The organism is Benzoatithermus flavus, from assembly GCF_037908215.1.
In the GTDB taxonomy this organism is placed as follows: Bacteria; Pseudomonadota; Alphaproteobacteria; order Geminicoccales; family Geminicoccaceae; genus Benzoatithermus; species Benzoatithermus flavus.
The window spans coordinates 77,360-97,989 of record NZ_JBBLZC010000014.1; the positions used below are offsets into that span (position 1 = coordinate 77,360).

Sequence of the window (20,630 nt, forward strand, 5' to 3'; positions counted from 1 at the left end):
CTATTCTCGCAGCGCAGCAATCGTTGCGATCGGATTCTCGGCGTGAGCCGGAGCCGCCCGCGACGCCGCTGCGTTTGACGGGCGGTCCCGAGCATGTCAACCAATAGTGTGACCCCCGCATCCCGTAGCGGGGAGGGAGGCGATACCATGCGGCTGACTCCTGCCCTCCTGGCCACCGTGACCGCCGTGACGCTGATCCTGACCCGTGCGCCGGCGATGGCCGGGCCGCCGGACGAGCCCAGGGTGGTCGAGGACATGGCCGAGATCGGCAAGCCGGGCGGCGAGCTTCGGATGCTGATCACCCGCGAGCGCGAGACCCGGTTCTTCAACATCTATGGCTACGCGCACCTGATCGGGTTCAACAAGCAGCTGGAGCTCGTCCCCGACATTCTCGCCGGATTCGACGTGCAGGACGGCCGGGTGTTCACGCTGCACTTACGCAAGGGCCACAAATGGTCCGATGGCGAGCCGTTCACCGCCGAGGACTTCCGCTTCTATTGGGAGGACGTGGCGCTCAACAAGGAGCTGTCGCCGACCGGGCCCGACATCCAGCTCGTGGTGGACGGCGAGCTGCCCAAGGTCGAGATCCTGGACGAGCGCACCGTGCGCTATAGCTGGTCCAAGCCCAATCCCTTGTTCCTGCCCGCGCTGGCGGCGGCGAACCAGCTCTTCATCTACCGCCCGGCGCACTACCTGAAGCGGTTCCATGCCAGGTACGCCGATCCCGAGGCCTTGAAGAAGCTCGTGGCCGAGACGCGCTCGCGCGACTGGGCGCAGCTCTTCCTGCGCAAGGACCGGCTCAACGACTTCGACGATCCGGACAACCCCACGCTGCAGCCCTGGATGCTGACGACGCATCCTCCCGCCCAGCGCTTCGTGGCCGTGCGCAACCCCTATTTTCACCGCGTCGACAAGACCGGACGGCAGCTGCCCTATATCGACCGGTTCATCCTCGATCTCGTCGACGGGAAGCTGATCCCGATCAAGACGGGTGCGGGCGAGACCGATCTGCAGGCGCGCCGGCTCGTGTTCAAGGACTACACTTTCCTCAAGGAGAGCGAACAGCGGAGCGGGCTCGTGACGCTGCTCTGGCCCGAGGCGCGCTCGGCGCACCTCGCCCTCTACCCCAACCTCAACGCCACCGACCCGGTCTGGCGCAGCCTGTTCCGCGATCTGCGCTTCAGGAAGGCGCTGGCGCTCGCCCTCGATCGCGACGCGCTCAGCCAGTTCATGTACGCGGGTCTCGCCGAGCCTTCGAACAACACGATCCTGCCCGAAAGCCCCTTGTGGCGCGACGAGTACGGGGCCGAGTGCGCGTCCTACGACCCCGAGACGGCGAACCGGCTGCTCGACGAGCTGGGCCTTGCCAAGCGCAACCCGCAGGGCACGCGGCTCCTGCCGGACGGCCGGCCGATGGAGCTCGTGGTCGAGCTTTCGGGCGAGGACAACGAGCAGACCGACGTGCTCGAGATCGTGCGCGACCAGTGGCGCGAGATCGGCTTCAAGATCATGGCCAAGCCATCGGACCGGCAGATCATGCGCAGCCGCGTCTATGCGGGCAGCGCTCTCATGTCGATGTTCTTCGGCATCGACAACGGCGTGCCGACGGCGATCCTGCCGCCCAAGGACTTCGCGCCCACGAGCCAGGGCGACCAGCTGCAGTGGCCGAAATGGGGCCAGCATTTCGAGACCCAAGGCACCGCGGGCGAGCCGCCCGATCTGCCCGAGGCCAAGCGGCTGCTCGAGCTCTACCGCGAATGGGCGACCGCGACCGCCGACCGTCAGGCCGAGATCTGGCACGAGATGCTCGGGATCTACGCCAGCCAGTGCTACACGATCGGGCTCGTCGCCAAGGTGCAGCAGCCGGTCGCGGCGCGGGCCAGCTTGCGCAACCTGCCCGAGCAGGCGATCTTCAACTGGGAGCCGCACGGCCAGTTCGGCATCTACGGGCTCGACACCTTCTTCTACGCCCGCTGAGCTACTCGAAACCCAGGATGGTCATCGAGATCTCGCCGTCGGGCTTGTAGATGCGGTAGTGGCCGTCTTTGGTCCTGTCGAGCGTGAAGCAGCGCTCGGCGCCGTTGCGCATCCGCCGCCACTGCGTGCAGTAGCCCTTCTCCCACAAGCGCCAGGTGCCGACGTCGTTGAGGCCACCATTGATCTCGACCGTGCCGTCGGCCCGGAACGCCTCGACCGCGGCCTGCCCGTCCGGCAGCTCCACCCGCCAGGTCTTGCCGACCAGCTCCCTTTTTACCTCGTCCGGCCCCACCGGGACCGCATCCTGCGCGGCAACGCCGGCCGCCATCAGCACGAAGGTCATCGTCCACGCCACGAGCGGCCGTCGCATCTTCCCTCTCCTCCTCCCGATCCTCGTCCGGCCGACCGGCCGGCTCGTCGCAGCATGCCAGCGAAGGAGCCCGCGCAACAAGACGGTCCGGACACGTTGAGAACGGGACGAGCGCGCGCTAAGCCGAAGAGCCCTTCGGCACACGAGGCGAGGATCGTCACATGGCAGCGCCGCGGCGCTTGATCGTCGGCATCAGCGGGGCGACCGGGGTCGTGTACGGCGTGCGGCTGCTCGAGCTCCTGCGCGAGGCTCCGGACGTCGAGACCCACCTCGTGGTCTCGCGCGCGGCCGACATCACGCGGGCGCACGAGCTCGACCTCTCGGCGAAGGAGCTTCGGGCCTTGGCCGACGTGAGCTACCCGATCACCGACATCGGTGCCGCGATCGCGAGCGGCTCGTTTCGCACGCTCGGCATGATCGTAGCCCCCTGCTCGGTTAGAACACTCGCCGAGATCGCGACCGGGGCGACCACGAACCTCCTGACCCGTGCTGCCGACGTGGTCCTGAAGGAGCGCCGGCGGCTCGTGCTCATGGTGCGCGAGACCCCGCTGCACGCGATCCATCTCAAGAACATGCTGGCGGTGACCGAGGCCGGTGCCGTCGTCATGCCACCCGTGCCGGCCTTCTACAGCCGGCCGCGCTCGCTCGACGAGATGGTGACGAGCACGGTCCTGCGCGCGCTCGATCTCTTCGACATCGATCTCGGCCGGCTGCGGCGCTGGGGCGAGGACATCGCCACCCGCCCGCCCCGCGCACCTTCGACCGACAAGGGATAAGGCGGCCATGAGCTACGTGGCGCTCGCGACCGAGCGTTTCGCCGAGGTCGTGCGCTTCTACGGCGAGACGCTGGGCTTTCCCACGCTGCAAGCCTGGGATCGCCCGACCGGCAAGGGTGCGGTGTTCGATCTCGGCGGCGGCCTGCGGCTCGAGGTGCTGGACGCGCCCACGGCGAAGCCGCCGCTGACCTTGCGGCCGGCCGACGATCGCTGCCACCTCGTGATCGAGGTGGCGGACCTCGCCGCCGCCCGCAGCCACCTCGCGCTGCCCACACCCGAGCCCGTGACGACGAGTTGGGGTGCGCGGCTGTTCCGGCTCCGCGATCCCGATGGCGTCTCGGTCTGGTTCCTGCAGTGGCTCGAGGCGGAGCGGAGCCCGAGCGACAGCTCGCCCTGAGGCTCACGACGCGGCGACGACCGCTGCCTCGCGCGGCGGTGCGGCGCCTTCCGCCCCGCTTCGCGCCTGGCGCCATTCCAGCGCTATCAGCGCGAAGCCGCTCAGAAGGATCAGCCCCGCGCCTGCGAACACCACGCCCGCCGGGACGTCGCCCCAGATCAGGAAGCCTAGGACGAAGGACCATAAGAGGCCGGTATACTCGAGCGGTGCCGCCACCGAGGCGGGCGCCCGGCGAATGCCCTCGTAAAGGAGATACTGGGCGACGAAGCCCGCCCCGCCGACGAGCGCCATCAGCCCGAGCTCGTGCGGGCTCGGCAGCGTCCACCACCAGGGTGCCGCCACGCCGCAGAGCAGGAGCGAGACGGCGCCGTTCAGGAACATCTGCGCCTCGGTCGTGACTTCGCAGCCGGTCTTGCGGACCAGGATCATGGCGACCGCCCACAAGCCGGCGCCGAGCAGCAGGACGGCGACGGGCATGACGTCGCGAACCGCCGAGGGCTGACAGGCGAGCACGACGCCGGCGAAGCCGACGACGAGCGCCGTCCAGCGCGCGAGCGGCACCTGCTCCTTGAGGAAAAGGATGGCCAGCACCGTCGTGATCACCGGCGAGACGTAGTAGATCGTCTCGAGCTCGGCGAGCTGGAGATGGCGCGCCGCCGCGTAGTAGGCGACCCAGGCGAGGGCGTAGACGACGGCCCCCAGCACGAGTTGGCCTCGCGCCGGCGCCGCCGCGAGGTTGCGCGTGCAGCGGCGGCCGCCGATCAGCACGCACAAGGGCAGGATCATGGCACTGCGCGCGAACAGGACCTGCCAGGGCGAGAGCTCGGTCACGAGCAGTTTGATGGCGGCATCGTGGAGCGAGAACAGGAGCCAGGCAGCGACGATGCAGGCGGTCCCGACGAGGACGCCGCCAGAGCCGTTCACGGGCCGCATCATCCCATCCGCCTCCCCTGCGGCACGACCACCCGGAGCGAGGCTCCGCCGTGCATCTGCGCGGCATCGGCGGCGGCGAACGGACCGACCACGCCGCGCTCGAGATAGAAGGCACGCAGGCTTGCCGGCAGCTCGCGGAACGGCCCGATCTCGCCGCGGCAGCGGGGCGAGCCACAGGCGCAGCGCAGCCGCTCGCGCGGGTTCGTGATGTAGGTCGAGTAGTCGTAGGTGAGCTGCTCGCCGGGCTCGACGTCCTTGAGCGCTATGAGCCGATAGCCCCGCGCGGTGAGCCGGATGCCGGCCGAAGGCTCGCAGGCGTGGTTGATCAGGTCGTCGATGCTGCCGTGCGGCAGGAGATAGCGATCGGTGTCGATCTGAAAGCAGTGCGTGGCGAGATCCAGCCCGAACGACATGACCTGGGCGTAGGTGAAGCTGGGCTCGTAGTAGTCACCGTCCTCGTCGACGACGAGAGCCGAGCCTTCCGGAAAGCCTCTGGCAGCAAAGATGCCGAGGCCACATCCCTCCGTCTCGCCAATATAGATGTATCTGCATTTAGAAATTTTACGATAAATATAGTCGATGTCGATGGGAGGAACAGTTTTCAGCTTTCTCATTATGCCGCTCCAGAGCTTTGTTCTTCCGCAGCTTGCCCCACTCGAGCGTGAGGCGACACGCGAGGTCGATTTCGCTCCGTTCAGCCGCTGCCACCGCGAGCGGCCACAACCAGCCGCCGCCAGAGCGGCGTCGAGCCTCCGGTCATCCGAACCCGCTCCGACGCCGCGCGAGGGACACCACCTTCGGGTCGTCCACGGTCCAGGGCAGCAGCTCCCGCAGCAGAGCAGCGAGCTCGGCGAGCCGATAAGGCTTGCCGAGCCGCGGCAGATCGAGCGTGGCCCCTTCGGGCAGCTCGGCATAGCCGGTCGCGAGCAGCACCGGCAGGCCGGGTCGCAGCTCGCGCACCTCCCGCGCCAGGGCCGCCCCAGTCATTCCCGGCATGGCATAGTCGGTGATGACGAGGTCGATGTCGGTGCGCTCGCGCAGAAGCTCCAGGGCTTCCTGACCGGAATCGGCCTCCATCACGCTATGGCCGAGCTCGTCGAGCATGGCCACGGTGCCCATCCGCACGAGCGCGTCGTCGTCGACGACCAGAATGGTCGCGGAACGCTCGGAGGCGTGGATCGGCTCGGCCGACGCAGCCTCTTCGGCAGCAATGCGCCCGACCTCCGCGACCGGCAGCCACAAGGTGGCCGTGGTACCTTCTCCGAGCCGACTCGTGAGCTGGAGCGTACCGCCCGACTGGGCGGCGAGGCCGTGCACCATCGACAGGCCGAGGCCCGTGCCCCTGCCTGGCCCCTTGGTCGAGAAGAACGGCTCGACAGCGCGTCGCAGCGTGGTCGCGTCCATGCCGACCCCGACGTCGATCACGTCGATCCGCACGTAGTCGCCGGGAGCCAGCCCGGCAGGATGGGCGAACCCGACCGTGTCTCTCGCGAGGGCGATGGTCAGCGTGCCGCCCGTGGGCATGGCGTCGCGCGCATTGACCGCGAGGTTCAAGAGCGCCAGCTCGAGCTGGTGCGGGTCGACCCGTGCGGCCGGCAGATCCTGGGGTGCTTCGATCCGGATGCAGACCAAGGGTCCGACCGAGCGCTGCAGGAGATCGGCGAGGCCCTGCACCAACTCCGGCAGGTCGACGGCCCGAGGCTGCAGATCCTGGCGTCGCGCGAAGGCGAGCAGGCGCTGGGTGAGCGTGGCGCCACGCTCGGCCGCCTGGATGGCACCTCCGATCAGGCGCAGCGCCTTGGGATCGCCGGCGAGGCGGTTCCTCAGGAGGTCGAGGTTGGTGAGAACCGCCATGAGCAGGTTGTTGAAGTCGTGCGCGACCCCACCGGTGAGCTGGCCCACCGCATCCACCTTCTGCGCCTGGAAGAGCTGGGCCAGGGCGGACTCGCGCTCCTGCGTGCGCTCCTCGACCCGGCGCTCGAGCTCGGCGTTGAGCCGCTCGAGCTCCGCCTTGGCCGCCGCGAGGCTCTCGAGCGCCTCACGCTCCTGCTTGCGGACCTCGCGCAGCGCCGTCATCTCGGCCGTGATGTCGGTGGCGGTGCCACGATAGCCCTGGAAGCTGCCGTCGGGTCCGAGGACGGGCTTGCCCGCGACCCGCAGCGAGCGCATGTCGCCGCCGTTCGGGTGTAGCAGGTGACAGAGCACGTCGCGGAAGGGCAAGGCCGCCTCGATCACGGCAGCCTGCCTCGCCCGCTGCTCGGGATCGGGTGGCTCCAGGACGGCGTGCAGCGGCTGGCCCAACGCGTGCTGCGGGCTCAGGCCCGTGGCACGGCGGAAATGCTCGGAGAGGTAGGTGAGCCGGAGTGCCGCGTCGGTTTCCCAGATCCAGTCCGAGGACGCCTCGGCGATGTCGCGAAAGCGCGCCTCGCTCGTACGGATCGCAACCGTGGAGCGCCTGATGCTGCCGAGCACGATCCGGGTGAACAGGCTGAACACGGCGAGCGAGCCCAGCAGTGCCGGAATGAGCCAGGCGAGCTGGGCGCGACCCGGGCGCCAGGGCTCCCAGACGATCTCGCGCACGACCTCGCCCGAGGGCCCTGCGAGCGACACGTGGGTGTACTCCGGCGGCGTGGTGCCGGGAGGTGCGAAGCTCGGGTCGCGAAAGCCGAACTCGGCTGCGAGTTCGTCGAGAAAAGCCTCGTCGAGGCACTTGGCGAACACCAGCAGTGCCGGTGGCCCGTCCGGCAGGCTCACCGTTGTACCTGGCTGAGGCACGATCGGGCTTGCGGCAGAGACGAAGAGGCCCCCCTCGCCCGGCAAGACGGTGACGGTCGGCACCGGCTCGGCTCCGCTGTGGCTCGCCCGCGCCTGCGCCAGGAGCCGGGACAGGGACGGCCCCAGCACCATCGCAGCCGCATCGGTAGCGCGCTCGCCGCGCACCCAACCGATCCGCGGCCGATCATCGCCGGTCACGACCAACGCCACGTCGTAGCCGAAGGTCTTGTAGATGTAGGGCCCGATGTTCTCGTCGGCCCACGCCTCGTTCAGCTCGAGCGATAGAAACCGGACCGCATCGGTCCACCAGCCATAATCGCGGACATTGGTGGCGATCGCCTTCTCGAGGCTCTGGATCGCATGAGCGACCGCCCGCTGCTCGCCCTGTGCCTGCAGCTCGTCCTGCCGGCGGCTGCCGAGATAGACCGCTGCCGCTACGATCATGAGAGCGGCGGCGATGAGGGCCGCAAGGGAAGCGACCACCCGCATGTCGTGGAGCGAGCCCGACCTGTTGTTTCTGCTCCTCCATGTGCCGATTCCGGCAACACCCATCGATTTACGTCTCCCGGTCTGGCGATCGGTCTGCACGGGCGTCAGAATCTGGTCACGACCATGCATCGGCGGCTCGACCAATCGGGCGCCGCATCGAGGACTGACAACCTGCCCCCGACGAGCAGATGTTGCACCTTTGTACGTTGGAATTGCCTCCCGCTCATCGATCTTCTCTTCTTAGCTTACTCCACTCCGGCAAATCAACAACTTCCGGTAGGCATACGTCATACCTTGAAGGTTATATGCTACCGGAGCAGCATACCCGAGGAGCGGTTTGTCACAGATGGGTGGAAAACAGGGACAGACGGCGAGAAACGCGGGTCGGCCGTCACCACAGCCACTCGGCCACCCAACGCTGATGGGCACAGAGACCGGGTAGATCGGGAAACAGCTTCTCCGTCTCGACGCCGAGCCGGCTGAGCTGCCGCAGGATCGTGAGCCGGCAAGCGCCGGGTACGATGATCCGGGTGAGATCGAGCCCCTGCTCGTCGGCCGCCTCGGTGAAGGGGCGGGCCGAGATCTCCTGCTCGAAGCTGAACAGCCCTTCTTGCGAAGCGAAGCGCATCGAGATCATGGGCGGGCTGAACAGGACGATGCCGGGTGCCCGCGGTTCGTTGTCCGCTATCAGGCCGCGGCCATCCGGGTGCATGGCCCGCACCCGGCCAAGCGGCAGGACGTGATCGTCCACGTCCGGCTCCTTGCCGAGCTGCCAGACGAACACGCTCACGTCGACCCAGTCGTCGGCATATTCTTGGCGGTTGCGGTCGGTCGCCGCGAAATAGAGGGCGACCAGCGGGTTGCGGGACCAGTCGAGGAGCCGGGTCGGAAGCTGGTAGTGCTGCGCCACTGCGAGCCAGCTCAGATGGCAGTCGGGCACGAACTCGAGGAACGGCAGCGAGCGCCGCTGGAACGCCTCGATCAGCCGTGCCTCGTACTGCCACAGCTCGAACCGCGGAGCTTGGCCGAGTTGCTGGCGGATGCGCCGGTTGCGTTGCCAGGACCGCACCACCGTCGGGCGCATGTCCTCGACCGGGTCCTTGGCGCCGCGAAAGCAGGCGGCTCCGCTAGCGACCCTGTTGATGAGCTCGATGTACTGGGTAAGGGAGCCGACCTGGACCTCGCGCACGCTTCATCTCCGGGCCGGGCAGCCGGCGCTGGCGCGAGAACGCGCGGTGGCAGCCGTGGTTCCGGCCCGGCCGGGAAGATCAGCCCAGCGGGGCGCCGAGCCGCGCCAAGGGGCGGCGACGGCGCTCGATCCTGGGATGCCGGCGGCTCGCGCGCGGCAGCTCGTGCTCGACATGGTGCTGGAGCATCCGTACCGCCTCGGCCGGATCCTCGGGCAGGTCACGGGCGTCGATCGGCAGGCCCATGGTGAGTTCGAACCTGGCGCCGCGCTTGTTGAGCAGTTCGTGGAACAGGGTGATGTCGCGCAGCTCGTGGCTGATCTGCGAGAGCGCGTAGAACGAGGCGCTGTTACGGGCGCGGATGTGGAGCGGCAGGATCGGGGCCTCGAACTTGCGCGCAATTGTTACGACCGTGGGCAGCCAGGGTCGCTCCCTGAGGCCCCGCCAGTGCATGTAGGCGAGCCGGCCCGAGGGGAAGAACACGAGCGCGGCCTCCTTGCGGAACGCGGCCGCGATCTCGGTGAGGATGCGCCGGCTGCCGGCGGTGGTGCGCCTGCTCTTGACCCACTCGACCGGGATGAACAGCTCCGCGAAGGAAGGGGCCAGGCGCAGCGCGTCGCCGTTCGCCAGGATTTTCAGATCCTCGCGGATCGGGCTGAGCGCGCGCCAGACCGCCACCCCGTCGGCGAGACCGGTCGGATGGTTGGCGGCGACGATCACCCGGCCCTGTGCGGGTAGGCGCGACAGACCCAAGGAGCGCACCTGCAGGTCGAGCTCGGCCGCGGCGTAGTCGAGAATGGCAGGGCCGCTCATGCCCTGGATGCGATCGATCGCCTCACGGGCCTGGTAATAACCGAGCCGCGGGTAGAGCACCCGGCGCAGCAGCCAACGGGTGCCGGCATGCTGGAACAGCGTCGGCGCCCGCTCCTCGATCAGGGCATCGACGATGTGGCGCTCGCTTCCGGCATCTGCGCTCGACGACATGGACCCCGTTGCTCGTCGCGGGGAATTGCTGGGCCATCCTGCAGTCGATGGCAGCCGCCGGCAAGGACCATTGCCAAAGCCTGTCGGCGCTGCGAGATAACGACAGCCTTCGGATGCGTCAACCGCAGGCGCTCGCGCAGGTTCCCAAGAAGCGGCCTCGGGCCGGAGCCATGACCTACGGAACGGATCATCGAGAGCGCGGTCATCTTCTGGCGTTCCTGCTGGGCGCGCTCGTCGTGATCGCCTGGATGGTCGGGCTCGCGGTCACGCTCGCGATCGCCGGGGCGAAGGAGGAGCGCTCGGGCACGCTGCTCGCGGTGTTTCCGCGCGGCCTCGGCGAGACCGAGGTGCTGGCCCGCGTGGCGCACGCCGACGGGGTGGTCATGCGCGGTACCTGGCTCGCCAATGTCTGGCAGGTCCACGGCGAGGGCGAGCGCTTCGCGGGCGCGCTGCGCGCCCAGGGTGCGATGCTGGTGCTGCCGCCGCTGCCCTACGACAGCTTCGGCGCTGGCGGCTGCGGCTACGGTGCCGTCGAGCCGCTGAAGGCACCGCGCGTTCCGGTGGCAGCACCGGTCAGCCGGGACTCCTGAGCGGCCCGGCACCATCAGTCGACGACGAGCGTGGCAGCACCGACCCGGCGCTGCTCGATCGCGTCCCAGTTCCAGTCGATCCCGAGTCCCGGCTCCTCGGGCGGAATCGCCATGCCGTCGTGAATGCTGACCCCGTCGAGCGCGATCTCGTCGAGCTGCGGAATGTGCTCGACCCAACGCCCGTTGGGCACGGCCGCCGCCAGCGAGACGTGCAGCTCCATGAGGAAATGCGGCGCCACCGGCAGGCCGAAGGTCTCGGCGAGGTGCGCCACCTTGAGCCAGGGCGTGATGCCGCCGATGCGCGCGACGTCGACCTGGACCACGCCGCACGCCTCGCGCACGAGATATTCCTTGAACTGGCCGGGGCTGTAGAGCGATTCGCCGACCGCGAGCGGAATCCTCGTGGCGGCGGCGAGCCGCGCGTGGCCGGCGACGTCGTCGGCAGGAAGCGGCTCCTCGAGCCAGGCGAGGTCGAGCTCCTCGAGCGCTCGTGCGCGGCGGAGCGCCTGATCGGGGGTGAGACCCTGGTTGGCATCGACCATGAGCTCGAAGGCGGAGCCCACGGCCTCGCGCACGGCCGCGACCCGCGCCACGTCCTCGGCCACGCCGGGCTTGCCGATCTTGAGCTTCGCCCCTTTGAAGCCGCGCTCCTTGGCCTCCAGCGCCTCCTCGACCAGCTCGTCTACCGAGAGCTGCAGCCAGCCGCCTTCGGTCGTATAGGCCGGCACCCTCTCCTGCGCGCCCCCTGCGAGCACGTAGAGCGGCAGCTCCGCCCGCCGGCAGCGCAGGTCCCAAAGGGCCGTGTCGATCGCCGCCAGCGCCAGCGAGGTGACGGCACCGGGCCAGGTGGCATGCATCCTGAACAGGAGTGCCCGCCAGATGTCCTCGATCATGTCGGCGTCGCGGCCGATCAGCATCGGCGCCAGATGATCGCGGATCAGCCGCACCACCGAGGAGCCGCCGGTGCCGATCGTGTAGCTGTAGCCGGTGCCCACGGCACCGTCGCGATCATAGAGCCGGACGATCGGCGTCTCCTGGCTGACGAAGGCCTGGATCGCGTCGGTGCGCACCACCTTCGGCGCCAGATCGACCATCAGGATCTCCACGCGCTCGATGGCGGGCACGGGCCGGGCCTCCTCGTTTCGTCCGTCGCGGTCACGGCAGGATGCACGACGCCCCGCCCACGATCAACCGCGGGCACCTTTCCACCCCGGCGATGCCTCAATCGCTCGGCCGCGCCGGCCGCAGCCACTGGCGCTGGACGCAACCCCGCCGCTCGGCGGGTGTGACGAAGCAGTGCCAATCATGGACCCTGCGGTCCACGATCAGCACGTCGCCGGCGCGCAGGATGCCGCCGATCGGGGTGTCGAGGCCGGGTCCCTGCCGGTAGCGGACGTCCTGCAGGGCGACGAAGGCCCGCCGCGGCCACAGGAGGACGGCATCGGCCATCCTGTCGGTGGCGCGGGCCTGCCGGGCGGGAATCCCTGCCGGAGCATCGTCCGCCGGAATAGCCAGCTTCGTGGCGAGGCTCGCCCGAGCGGACGGCAAGGCCACCGCAGCCCGCATCTCCGCTGGAGCAGCTTCGCCCTCGGCTACCGGGTCGAGACCGTCGTCCAGCGCCAGCAGCGGTTCGGTCCGGCTCTCCGAGCGGGCGGCGGCCAAGGCCGCGATCTGCGTGCGCAGCTCCGAGAGGGCCGGGGTAATGGCCGCAATGGCCTGCTCGAGGTCGGCGAGACGCGGCCGAAGCGCCTCGTCCAACGGCTGCGGCGCGCAGATTCCTGGTGCAGGCTGCACGGGTTCCGGCTCCGCGTGCGACGTCGAGGCGTCGAGGGCTCCCAAGAGCAAGACCGCGGTCGCCGCACCGGCCATCGAGCCTAGAGCAAGCACCACCAGCTCGCGCATGAGCGCCTCCCTCAGCATGCCGCGACAGGTCGGGTCTTCGAGGACGTGTCGAAATGGCTCGGCCAGCCTTTGGATCATCCAAAGGGAAGCGGAGGCCGTCTTGCAAGGCCGCTGGAAAGCTTCATCGGCATTTTTCTACGACCATGACGCTCGCCCTTCTCCGGGATCACCCCTTCCCCGCACGATCGGTGGGGGCCGGCGGGGGAGGAAGCAGCGCCGGGACTATTCCGGCAGGCTCGGGAATGCGCGGCGTCGGCTCTCGATGACGGCCGCGAGCTCGTCCAGCGGGCAGTGCCAGCAGCTCGCCAGAACGCAGAGCCAGCCGGCAGCGAACCTGAGCTCCAGACGGTCGTCGAGGGCGGTGTGGCGCACCCGCACCTCCCTGATCTCCGGCCAGGCGATGACGGCGCCCCAAGCGGTATGCACGCCCGCCGCATCGATGCACAGCCGCGGCCGCGCCGCGAAGAGCTGCGGCAGGAGCATCAGCAGCCGGGCTCCGAGCAGAAGAGCGCTGCCGCCCGCGAGCAGCCGCCATGCATCGCCTTCGGCCCAGCCCGCCGGCAGCAGAATGGTGCCGCACGAGACGAGAAGCACCGCGCTCGCGAGCCCACGGACGCGGTCCTGCCAACCATAGCGCAGCTCGACCCCGCCGCGCGCTTCTGCCGCCGGTGCTACGCGCGACCCAGGCTGCGCCGAACCGGCCGGCAGTGGCAAGAGTCGTCCGATGCCGTTCATGCCCGTTCCCCGCACCGCAAGATCCTGCGGCGAAGCTAGCACGGCTCGCTACCGTCAGGTGGCCACAGGCACAGGCGTGCAGCTTCCGGTACGAGGTGGACGACCCGTGCTCAGGAGGGCTCGAGGACGTAGGAGCCGAAGCAGTTGTGGCCGAGGCCCTCGTGCAGCGCCTCGCGCTCCCCGTCCCGCTGCGGCCGTTCGGTGAGAGCCAGCGCCGCCGAGCTCGGGACGACGATGACCGTGCTGACGAAGCAGCTCGTCGCCTTGAACAGGGCATAGAACGGGGTGCCGAGCACGGTGGCGATCGCCTGTCCGTTGGCGGCATCGGACGAGATCGGCGGCGCTCCCGGCGGCCGCGAGGCGGCGCAGCCGGCAAAGACGAGAGGGAGGAGAAGAGCGCGTGCCGATCGGGCGATCATGGCGGCGACCTCGGCTGATGACAGTAGGCGGATCGGCGCCGAGCTTAGCAGCTTCGCGGCCGATGTTGACCCGCCTCGCGCGACCGTAGGCAGAGGTCGAACAGCACGTCCTCGCCCATGAGGAAGCGCCGGCCGCTCGGCCGCAGCGCCTGATCGAGCCGCTCGGCCGGCGTCACCGGCAGGGCCGGGCGCCCGGCGCCCAGGATCACGGGCGAGATCGCGAGCTGCAGCCGGTCGAGTAGGCCGGCCTCGAGGAAGCGGCTCACGGTGAAACCGCCACCCTCGACGAGGAGGCGGCCGAGCCCCCGTCCGGCGAGCGCTGTCACGATCGCCGCCGGCTCGATCCTGCCGTCGCGGCTCGGCAGATGCAGCACCGTCGCCTGGTCGGAGAGCCTCTCCTCGAGCGGACGGCCGCTCCCGGCACGGATCACGAGGGTGGGTGCTGCGCCGTCCCGGAGCAGGCCGGACTCCGCCGGCAGGCGCCCGTGCGGATCGATCACCACCCGTACCGGATCGGGTCCCGGCACGTGGCGCGTGGTCAGGCGCGGGCCGTCGGCGATCGCCGTGCCGACGCCGATCACGACGGCATCGCTGAGCGCGCGCAGCCGGTGCAGGTGGACGAGGCTCGCCCTGCCGTTGATGTAGCGCGAATGACCCTCGCGGGTGGCGATGAAGCCGTCGAGGGTCTGGCCGAGCAGGGCGCCCGCGAAGCCCCGGCGCGCAGGGCAGAGCGCGAGCGGCAGATGCAGCTCGAGCAGCTCGCGCGCGGCCGCCGTCAGGCGGTGGCGGCCCTGCCGCGGTACGGCGCCGGCCGTGTCCACCACGAGATCGGCACAGCGCGGGTCCTGCGGGGTCCATCGGCCATCGACGCGGCCGAAACCCAGCTCGGCTGCCGGACCGGAATCCGGGCCGGCATCGATGCGACGACGCACGGCGAGGACGAGCTGCCAAGCCTCTGTCACGCCGATCCTGCCGTTCGCCTCCGCCAAGGTATGGCGCTTCCCGTTCAGATGCCCGCCGGAACGAGCTGCGCTGTCTGCCTGCTGCATCCCGATCCCCTGCGATGTGGTCGCGGTACGGTTGCGCTCGATGGCCGTTTATTCTGGTTTTGACACAAGCCGCGGCAAAGCGCGACGGCAGATTTCGATCGGCGGTCTCGGTGGCTTCGGGCGAGCCCGTCGCCCCGCGGAGGCCGGGGGAAAAGAGCTCGCCCCTCCGGACTCATCAGCGCATCGGCCGCTCGTCGATCCCGCACCAAGTGCGGCACGACCTGCCCCGGTACCTGCTGACCTTCGCGCCCGGCCTCGAGCGACGGTGGCCGCGCGACCACGATGGAGCCCCTCGAGGCCGCGCGGCGTCGGCACATCGCCATGCATCACGTGACGGTGCGTATGCTCGAGCGCGGTCTACCTCAGCCGACAGTCATGCCTGCAAGGCGTCTCCTGCGATATCGGCTCTCCATCATCCTGCCCGCTGCAGCGAATCCAGCCGCGCCCTGAGCTTCGCTGCGGCGTCCTTCGCCACCGCGCGGGCGGTCTCCATCGTGCCTAGGGTGGCGCCGAGGTCGAAGGCGCCGGGCGTCAGCTCGCGGACGGCGGCGGCGACGAGCTGCCCGCCCTGCGAGTCGAAGGCCTCGATCCCGTACGTCACCGAGCCGGTGAGCGTCCCCGCTCCGCCGGCGCCGCCCTTGAGCAGGTTGATCGCGGCGCCGATCGGGATCACCCGGGTCGCGGTCGAGACGTAGGGCACCGTCCGCGACACGGCGATCAGCGTGTAGCGCAGCCGTGCCGCGTCCGGTCCTGGCTGCGTCACGATCGGGTAGGTGGGACCGAGCGCAGCCCTGGTCTCGTCGACGAACATCTGCGCGATCTGCTGGATATCGGCCTCGGACAGATCGCCGTAGCCGGAGCCCTCGCCGCGGAAGATCCGGGGCGGGTCGAGGATGAAGCGGCGATAGGCCGAGAGTTGCGCGTTGGGGGCGATGTAGGTCCAGGCACCCGGTTCCTCCGACGAGGGCCGCAGGTGCGTGGAGCCGGCGAAGGCCGACGGCGCCTCCTGCACCTCCTGGGTCTGTGCCGCGCACCCCGCCAGCGCCAGCAGCATGCAGGCGGTCGCCGCCCCTTGTCTCATCATGATCAGTCCTCCCCTCGTTGCCGCCCGGATGGTCGGGCGTGCTCCGTCGCCCGGCCCGGGCCTACTCGGCGGCAGCCGACGCCTCGGTCGGGGCCGCATGCGGCTGTTCCGCAGTCCCCAGCAGCCCCTTGATCCGCTCGCGCAGCCACTGGAAGGTCACATAGAGCGGCGGGATCATGAAGATGCCGATCGCCGAAGCCGCGATCATGCCGCCGAACACGGCCGTGCCCACACCGCGCCGCGAGAGCATGGCGGCTCCCTCGGCGAAGACCAGCGGCACGAGGCCGGCGATGAAGGCGAAGCTCGTCATCATCACCGCGCGGAAGCGGGCCCGCGCTCCTTCGATCGCCGCATCCTGGATCGACAGGCCGTGCTCACGCCGCTCCTTCGCGAATTCGACGATCAGGATGCCGTTCTTGGCGGCGAGAGCGATCAGCACCACAATACCGATCTGGGCGTAGATATTGTTGTCGAGCCCGGCGAGCCACAAAGCCGCCATGCCGCCGGCGATGCCGACCGTGACCGAAAGCAGCACCGGCACCGGGATGGTCCAGCTCTCGTAGAGAGCCACCAGGAACAGGTAGGCGAACAGGACGGCCAGCGCCAGGATGGTCGCGGTCTGGCCGGCGGCCTCCTTCTCCTGCAGCGCCGTGCCGGTCCATTCGAAGCTGTAGCCCGACGGCAGGCTGCGGGCGGAGAGCTGCTCCATGGCGGCGAGCGCCTCGCCCGAGCTTACGGCCGGTGCCGGGCTGCCGTTGATGGTCACCGAGCGGTAATTGTTGTAGCGCACGATCGCCTGTGGCCCGATGATGGGGCGGGCTTCTGCGAATGCGCGCAAGGGCACCATCTCGCCGGCGCGGTTGCGCACGTGGATGCGGTAGATGTCGGGTATCCCGGCCCGGTCCTTGGCCTCGCCCTGCACGTTGAGCTGCCAGGTGCGGCCGAACAGGTTGAGATCGTTGACGTAGTAACCACCCAGGGTCGCCTGGAGCGCGTTGAACACGTCGGCGAGGCTGATGCCGAGTGTTTGGATCTTGTCGCGGTCGATATCGAGGAAGAGCTGGGGTGTGCTCGCCGAGTAGGTCGTGAACACCGCCTGCAGCTTGGGGTCCTGGTTGGCGGCGAAGACGAGACCGCGGGTGACGCCGGCGAGGTCGGCGGTACTGCCGCCCTGAAGGTCCAGGAGCTGGTACTCGAAGCCGCCGCCGGTGCCCAGCCCGATGATCGGCGGGACGTTGAAGGCGATGACGTTCGCCTCGCGGATCGCGGCTCCTTCGGCCCGCACCTTCCTGATGATCGCGTTCACGTCCTCCCCTTCGCCGGCGCGTTCCGCGAACGGCTTCAGGAGGACGATGAAGTAGGCGCTGTTCGACTTGCTGAGCCCGTCCAGCGTGCTGTAGCCCACGACCGTGCTGATGTCCTCCACGGCCGGGATATCCCGCAGGATCTTCTCGACCCGCTCGGCCACGAGCCGGGTGCGGTTGACCGAGGCCCCCTCGGGCAACTGTGCCTCGATGAAGAACGCACCTTGGTCCTCCTCGGGCAGGAAACCGGTTGGCGTGGCCTTGAACAGCCAGGCATCGAGGGCGAGCACGCCTGCGAGCACGACGAGGCTCAAGACCGCCATGCGCACGAGCCGGGCGACGGCGGCCGTGTAGCCGCGGCCGGCGGCGTCGATCGTGCCCAGGATGTAGCGCATCGGCCCGCGCTTGGGCCCATGATGGTGGCGCAGGAGCAGGCCGCAGAGTGCTGGCGAAAGGGTGAGCGCGTTAACGGCCGAGATCACCATCGACACGGCCACGGCCACCGCGAACTGCTGGTAGAGCTGGCCCGAGATGCCGGGCACGAACGCGACGGGGACGAACACCGAGAGCAGCACCAGCGTGATCGCGAGAATCGGCGCGGTGATCTGACCCATGGCGCGCTTCGCGGCCTCGGCCGGACTCATGCCGGGGTTCTGCTCGAGCATGGCCTCGACCGCCTCGACCACGACGATGGCATCGTCGACGACGATGCCGATCGCGAGCACGAGGGCGAGCAGCGAGACCATGTTGATCGAGAAGCCCAAGGCCAGCATCACGGCGAAGGTGCCGATCAGGGACACCGGCACGGCGATCAGCGGGATCAAGGTGGCGCGCAGGTTGCCGAGGAACAGGAACACCACGATCACCACCAGCACGAAGGCTTCCAGGAGCGTGTGGACGACCTCCTCGATGCTCTGCTCGACGAAGCTCGTGGAATCGTAGGTGACCTTGTAGTCGACCCCTTCCGGGAACTGGGCCTTGAGGCGGGTCATCACCGCGGCGATGCCGTCGGCAGTGGCGAGCGCGTTGGCACCCGGGGCCTGGAACACCGCGATCAGGGCACCGGGACCGCCATTGAACCGGCCGTAAGAATCGGAACTGCGTGCCCCGAGCTCGACCCGGCCGACGTCCTTCACCCGCACGAACGAGCCGTCCGGGTTGGCGCGGATGACGATGTTCGCGAACTGCTCCGGCTCGATCAGGCGGCCCTGAGTCTGGATGTTGAGCTGGAACTGGGCGTCGGCGATCGGCTGCGCCCCGATCCGGCCCACCGCCGCCTGCACGTTCTGCGCTTTCAGCGCCTGGATGATGTCGTTCGGGGTGATGCCGAGCGCGGTCAGCCGGTCGGTGTCGAACCAGACCCGCATCGAGTAGTCGAGCGCTCCGAACAGAAAGGCGTCGCCCACGCCCGGCACGCGCTTGATGCTGTCGAGCAGGTTGATGGTGGCGTAGTTCGAGAGGAACAGCGTGTCGTAGCGATTGTCCGGCGAATAGATCGCCAAGACCTGCAGGATGGCCGAGGACTTCTTCTTGACCGTGACCCCCTGCCGGCTGACCTCCTCGGGGAGCTGGGGGAGAGCGAGCTGGACGCGGTTGTTGACGTTGACCGTGTTGATGTCGGGGTCGGTGCCGACGGCGAAGCTCACGGTCAGCGTGTAGCTGCCGTCGTTCCCTGAGCTCGACTTCATGTAGAGCGCCTTGTCCACACCCACGACCTGGGATTCGATCGGCTGTGCCACGGTCTGCTCGACCACGACGGCGCCCGCACCGGGATAGCGCGCCGTGACCTGCACCTGCGGCGGGACGATGTCGGGGAACTGCGCCACCGGCAGGGCGGTCATCGCGATCAGGCCGGCGATCGTGATGACGACCGAGATGACGAGCGACAGCCGGGGGCGGTCGATGAACAGGCCGGACAGCATGGGCTCAGCCCTCCGCCGGCGGAGCAGCGGGTGCCTCGGCCGGATTGACCTTCATGCCGGGGCGGACCTTCTGCAGGCCCTCGATGATCACCCGCTCGCCGGCCTCGAGGCCGTTCGTGACGACGTAGAACCCGTCCTGCTCGCCGCCGGTGGTGATGCGCTGCACCTCGACCCTGTCGTCGGCGCCGACGCGCAGGACGTACCGGCCGGCCTGGTCGATCTGCACCGCCGCCTGCGGTATCAGCAGGGCCGGCCGGGGCTCCGCCGTCTCGGCCACCACCGTGACGAGCTGGCCATCGACCAGGAGGCGCTCGGGATTGGCGAGGCTCGCCCGCACTTCGACCGTGTCGGTGCCCTGGTTCACCTGCACGTTGACGAAGTTGATCCGGCCGACCTCCTGGTAGAGCTTGCCGTCGGCGAGCCGCACTCTGACAGCGATGTTCTTGGGATCGCTCCCGCCTTCGGCGCCGACCTTGCGGACCTCCAGGAGCTGGCGCTGGGTGACCGGAAAGGTCACGTACATCGGGTCCTGGCTCACGATCGTGGCCAAGGACCCGCTCGACGGGCCGACGAAGTTGCCGACGGTGAACACGGAGCGGCCGATCCGCCCCGCGATGGGCGCCTTGACATCGGTATAGCTCAGGTTGAGCTCGGCCTTGGTGAGGCTTGCCTGCTGCTGCTGCAGGTTGGCGCGCGCCTCGGCCGCCTTGGCGGTCGCCTGATCGAGCACGGCCTGGGCCACCGCCTGCTTCTGGACGAGCTGCTGCTGGCGGCGCTGCTCGATCGTGGCGAGGTCGAGCGAGGCCTGGGCACGGGCGATCGCGGCGTTGATGGCCTCGATCTCGGCCTGGTAGGGCGCTTTCTCGATCACGAACAGGAGATCGCCTGCCTTGACCTCCTGCCCCTCCTGGAACAGGCGCTTCTCGAGAAAGCCCTCGACGCGGGCACGGAGATCGACCTTGTCGACGGCCTCGATCCGGCCGGTGAAGCTGACCGAAGGTGTGATGTCCCGCCGCTCGACCTTGGCCACGGTGACCGCTGGGGTAGGAGATGCTGCCGGCTGGGCCAGGGCCGTGCCGGCGAGGAGAGCGAGCGGAGCCAGCGGCAGAATGGTCAGCGCCGGGCGGATGCAGGCCGTCAGGGCTCGGGTCATGCCGGTCGCTCCTTCCGGGCGCATCCGACCGGATGCCTGGAGCGGTGATCGTTCGCCGTTTCCACGAGGCCGGTTCGGCATCGCGCGCGACCTTGCTGCCTCGGTGCGTTCGCCGCCGTCATGCGACATCGGAAGTTCCGGTCCCGACGGCATCGAGATGGAGCACGATCTCGCCGGCCAGGCTCTCGACCAGCTCCAGGTACTCGGCGCAACGCTGCTCCCGGACGGACGACGTCGACGCCCGCCATCGCCGAAGAGCGGCTTCCGCCTCCGCGAGGTCGGAGCACAGCGCCCGGAACGACTCGTCCCGGGCGGCGAGCGTTTTCAGCACGTGCTGCCGGTCCGGAAACCGCTGCACGGCGGCGAGCAGAGCCTTGTCCATGCGTGGAGCCTCTGATGGCGGCAACTATGCCCTCGGGCGATTTCCCTGAGGCATTGCCCGATGCCCGTACGATCCGATGCACAAAAACAGTGTGATTGCCCCGTCGATCTGATGGGAGTAACATACTGTAGAAAATATATTAAGGCTATCTATTCATTTCGGGCGAACGGCAAAGTTGTGAAAAAACACCTTATCATGCAGA

General features: G+C 69.0%; 19 protein-coding genes. 4 read left to right on the forward strand and 15 right to left on the reverse strand.

Annotated elements, in window-relative coordinates; all coding sequences use genetic code 11:
* Positions 1 to 147 precede the first annotated feature (147 nt).
* Entirely contained in the window at positions 148 to 1,977 is a 1,830-nt protein-coding gene (locus U1T56_RS14745) for an ABC transporter substrate-binding protein (protein WP_418160242.1), read from the forward strand.
* Between the two features lies 1 nt (position 1,978).
* Here U1T56_RS14745 and U1T56_RS14750 read toward each other — a convergent pair whose 3' ends face one another.
* Positions 1,979 to 2,347 (reverse strand): hypothetical protein, encoded by a 369-nt coding sequence (locus U1T56_RS14750; RefSeq protein WP_418160243.1) that lies wholly within the window; start codon positions 2,345 to 2,347, stop codon positions 1,979 to 1,981.
* A gap of 161 nt (positions 2,348 to 2,508) precedes the next feature.
* Between U1T56_RS14750 and U1T56_RS14755 the strand changes: the two genes are divergently transcribed.
* Both U1T56_RS14755 and U1T56_RS14760 read left to right on the forward strand, forming a co-directional pair.
* The gene (locus U1T56_RS14755) at positions 2,509 to 3,123 is read left to right on the forward strand and encodes a UbiX family flavin prenyltransferase (RefSeq protein ID WP_418160244.1); all 615 of its coding nucleotides are present in this window, start codon (positions 2,509 to 2,511) and stop codon (positions 3,121 to 3,123) included.
* Between the two features lie 7 nt (positions 3,124 to 3,130).
* Positions 3,131 to 3,520, forward strand: a complete 390-nt coding sequence (locus U1T56_RS14760; RefSeq protein WP_418160245.1) for a VOC family protein — start codon at positions 3,131 to 3,133, stop codon at positions 3,518 to 3,520.
* A gap of 3 nt (positions 3,521 to 3,523) precedes the next feature.
* Here U1T56_RS14760 and U1T56_RS14765 read toward each other — a convergent pair whose 3' ends face one another.
* The 5 genes from U1T56_RS14765 to U1T56_RS14785 form a co-directional block, all read right to left on the reverse strand.
* Complete coding sequence (locus tag U1T56_RS14765; protein WP_418160246.1) at positions 3,524 to 4,456, reverse strand: DMT family transporter; 933 nt, start codon at positions 4,454 to 4,456, stop codon at positions 3,524 to 3,526.
* Complete coding sequence (locus U1T56_RS14770; protein WP_418160247.1) at positions 4,453 to 5,067, reverse strand: SET domain-containing protein; 615 nt, start codon at positions 5,065 to 5,067, stop codon at positions 4,453 to 4,455. Before U1T56_RS14770 ends, U1T56_RS14765 begins: the two co-directional genes overlap by 4 nt.
* A 142-nt stretch (positions 5,068 to 5,209) precedes the next feature.
* A complete protein-coding gene (locus U1T56_RS14775) occupies positions 5,210 to 7,711 on the reverse strand; it encodes a CHASE4 domain-containing protein (protein WP_418160248.1) in 2,502 nt (833 codons plus the stop codon).
* 397 nt (positions 7,712 to 8,108) lie between these two features.
* On the reverse strand, positions 8,109 to 8,906 hold the full coding sequence (locus tag U1T56_RS14780; RefSeq protein ID WP_418160249.1) for an FRG domain-containing protein: 798 nt from the start codon (positions 8,904 to 8,906) through the stop codon (positions 8,109 to 8,111).
* Between the two features lie 79 nt (positions 8,907 to 8,985).
* A complete protein-coding gene (locus U1T56_RS14785; protein WP_418160250.1) occupies positions 8,986 to 9,888 on the reverse strand; it encodes a 1-acyl-sn-glycerol-3-phosphate acyltransferase in 903 nt (300 codons plus the stop codon).
* A gap of 170 nt (positions 9,889 to 10,058) precedes the next feature.
* On the opposite strand from U1T56_RS14785, the gene U1T56_RS14790 reads away from it, so the two are divergent.
* Positions 10,059 to 10,478, forward strand: a complete 420-nt coding sequence (locus U1T56_RS14790; protein ID WP_418160251.1) for a hypothetical protein — start codon at positions 10,059 to 10,061, stop codon at positions 10,476 to 10,478.
* A 14-nt stretch (positions 10,479 to 10,492) separates the two neighbouring features.
* Here the strand turns inward: U1T56_RS14790 and U1T56_RS14795 are convergent, their stop codons facing one another.
* The 9 genes from U1T56_RS14795 to U1T56_RS14835 all read right to left on the reverse strand — a co-directional run bounded on the left by U1T56_RS14795 (position 10,493) and on the right by U1T56_RS14835 (position 20,428).
* Positions 10,493 to 11,602, reverse strand: a complete 1,110-nt coding sequence (locus U1T56_RS14795) for a mandelate racemase/muconate lactonizing enzyme family protein (RefSeq protein ID WP_418160252.1) — start codon at positions 11,600 to 11,602, stop codon at positions 10,493 to 10,495.
* Between the two features lie 97 nt (positions 11,603 to 11,699).
* Positions 11,700 to 12,380 carry a hypothetical protein gene (locus U1T56_RS14800; RefSeq protein WP_418160253.1) on the reverse strand — a complete coding sequence of 227 codons (681 nt, stop codon included), beginning with the start codon at positions 12,378 to 12,380 and terminating at the stop codon, positions 11,700 to 11,702.
* A gap of 222 nt (positions 12,381 to 12,602) precedes the next feature.
* Positions 12,603 to 13,115 (reverse strand): hypothetical protein, encoded by a 513-nt coding sequence (locus U1T56_RS14805; protein WP_418160254.1) that lies wholly within the window; start codon positions 13,113 to 13,115, stop codon positions 12,603 to 12,605.
* A gap of 110 nt (positions 13,116 to 13,225) precedes the next feature.
* A complete protein-coding gene (locus U1T56_RS14810; protein WP_418160255.1) occupies positions 13,226 to 13,534 on the reverse strand; it encodes a hypothetical protein in 309 nt (102 codons plus the stop codon).
* 44 nt (positions 13,535 to 13,578) lie between these two features.
* Complete coding sequence (locus U1T56_RS14815) at positions 13,579 to 14,523, reverse strand: RibD family protein (protein WP_418160256.1); 945 nt, start codon at positions 14,521 to 14,523, stop codon at positions 13,579 to 13,581.
* A 472-nt stretch (positions 14,524 to 14,995) separates the two neighbouring features.
* Positions 14,996 to 15,667 (reverse strand): DUF3313 domain-containing protein, encoded by a 672-nt coding sequence (locus U1T56_RS14820; protein WP_418160257.1) that lies wholly within the window; start codon positions 15,665 to 15,667, stop codon positions 14,996 to 14,998.
* A gap of 61 nt (positions 15,668 to 15,728) precedes the next feature.
* Positions 15,729 to 18,893: an efflux RND transporter permease subunit gene (locus tag U1T56_RS14825; protein ID WP_418160258.1), complete on the reverse strand. Its 3,165-nt coding sequence runs from the start codon at positions 18,891 to 18,893 to the stop codon at positions 15,729 to 15,731.
* A 4-nt stretch (positions 18,894 to 18,897) separates the two neighbouring features.
* Positions 18,898 to 20,046: an efflux RND transporter periplasmic adaptor subunit gene (locus U1T56_RS14830; RefSeq protein WP_418160259.1), complete on the reverse strand. Its 1,149-nt coding sequence runs from the start codon at positions 20,044 to 20,046 to the stop codon at positions 18,898 to 18,900.
* 118 nt (positions 20,047 to 20,164) lie between these two features.
* Entirely contained in the window at positions 20,165 to 20,428 is a 264-nt protein-coding gene (locus U1T56_RS14835) for a hypothetical protein (RefSeq protein ID WP_418160260.1), read from the reverse strand.
* Positions 20,429 to 20,630: the final 202 nt, after the last annotated feature.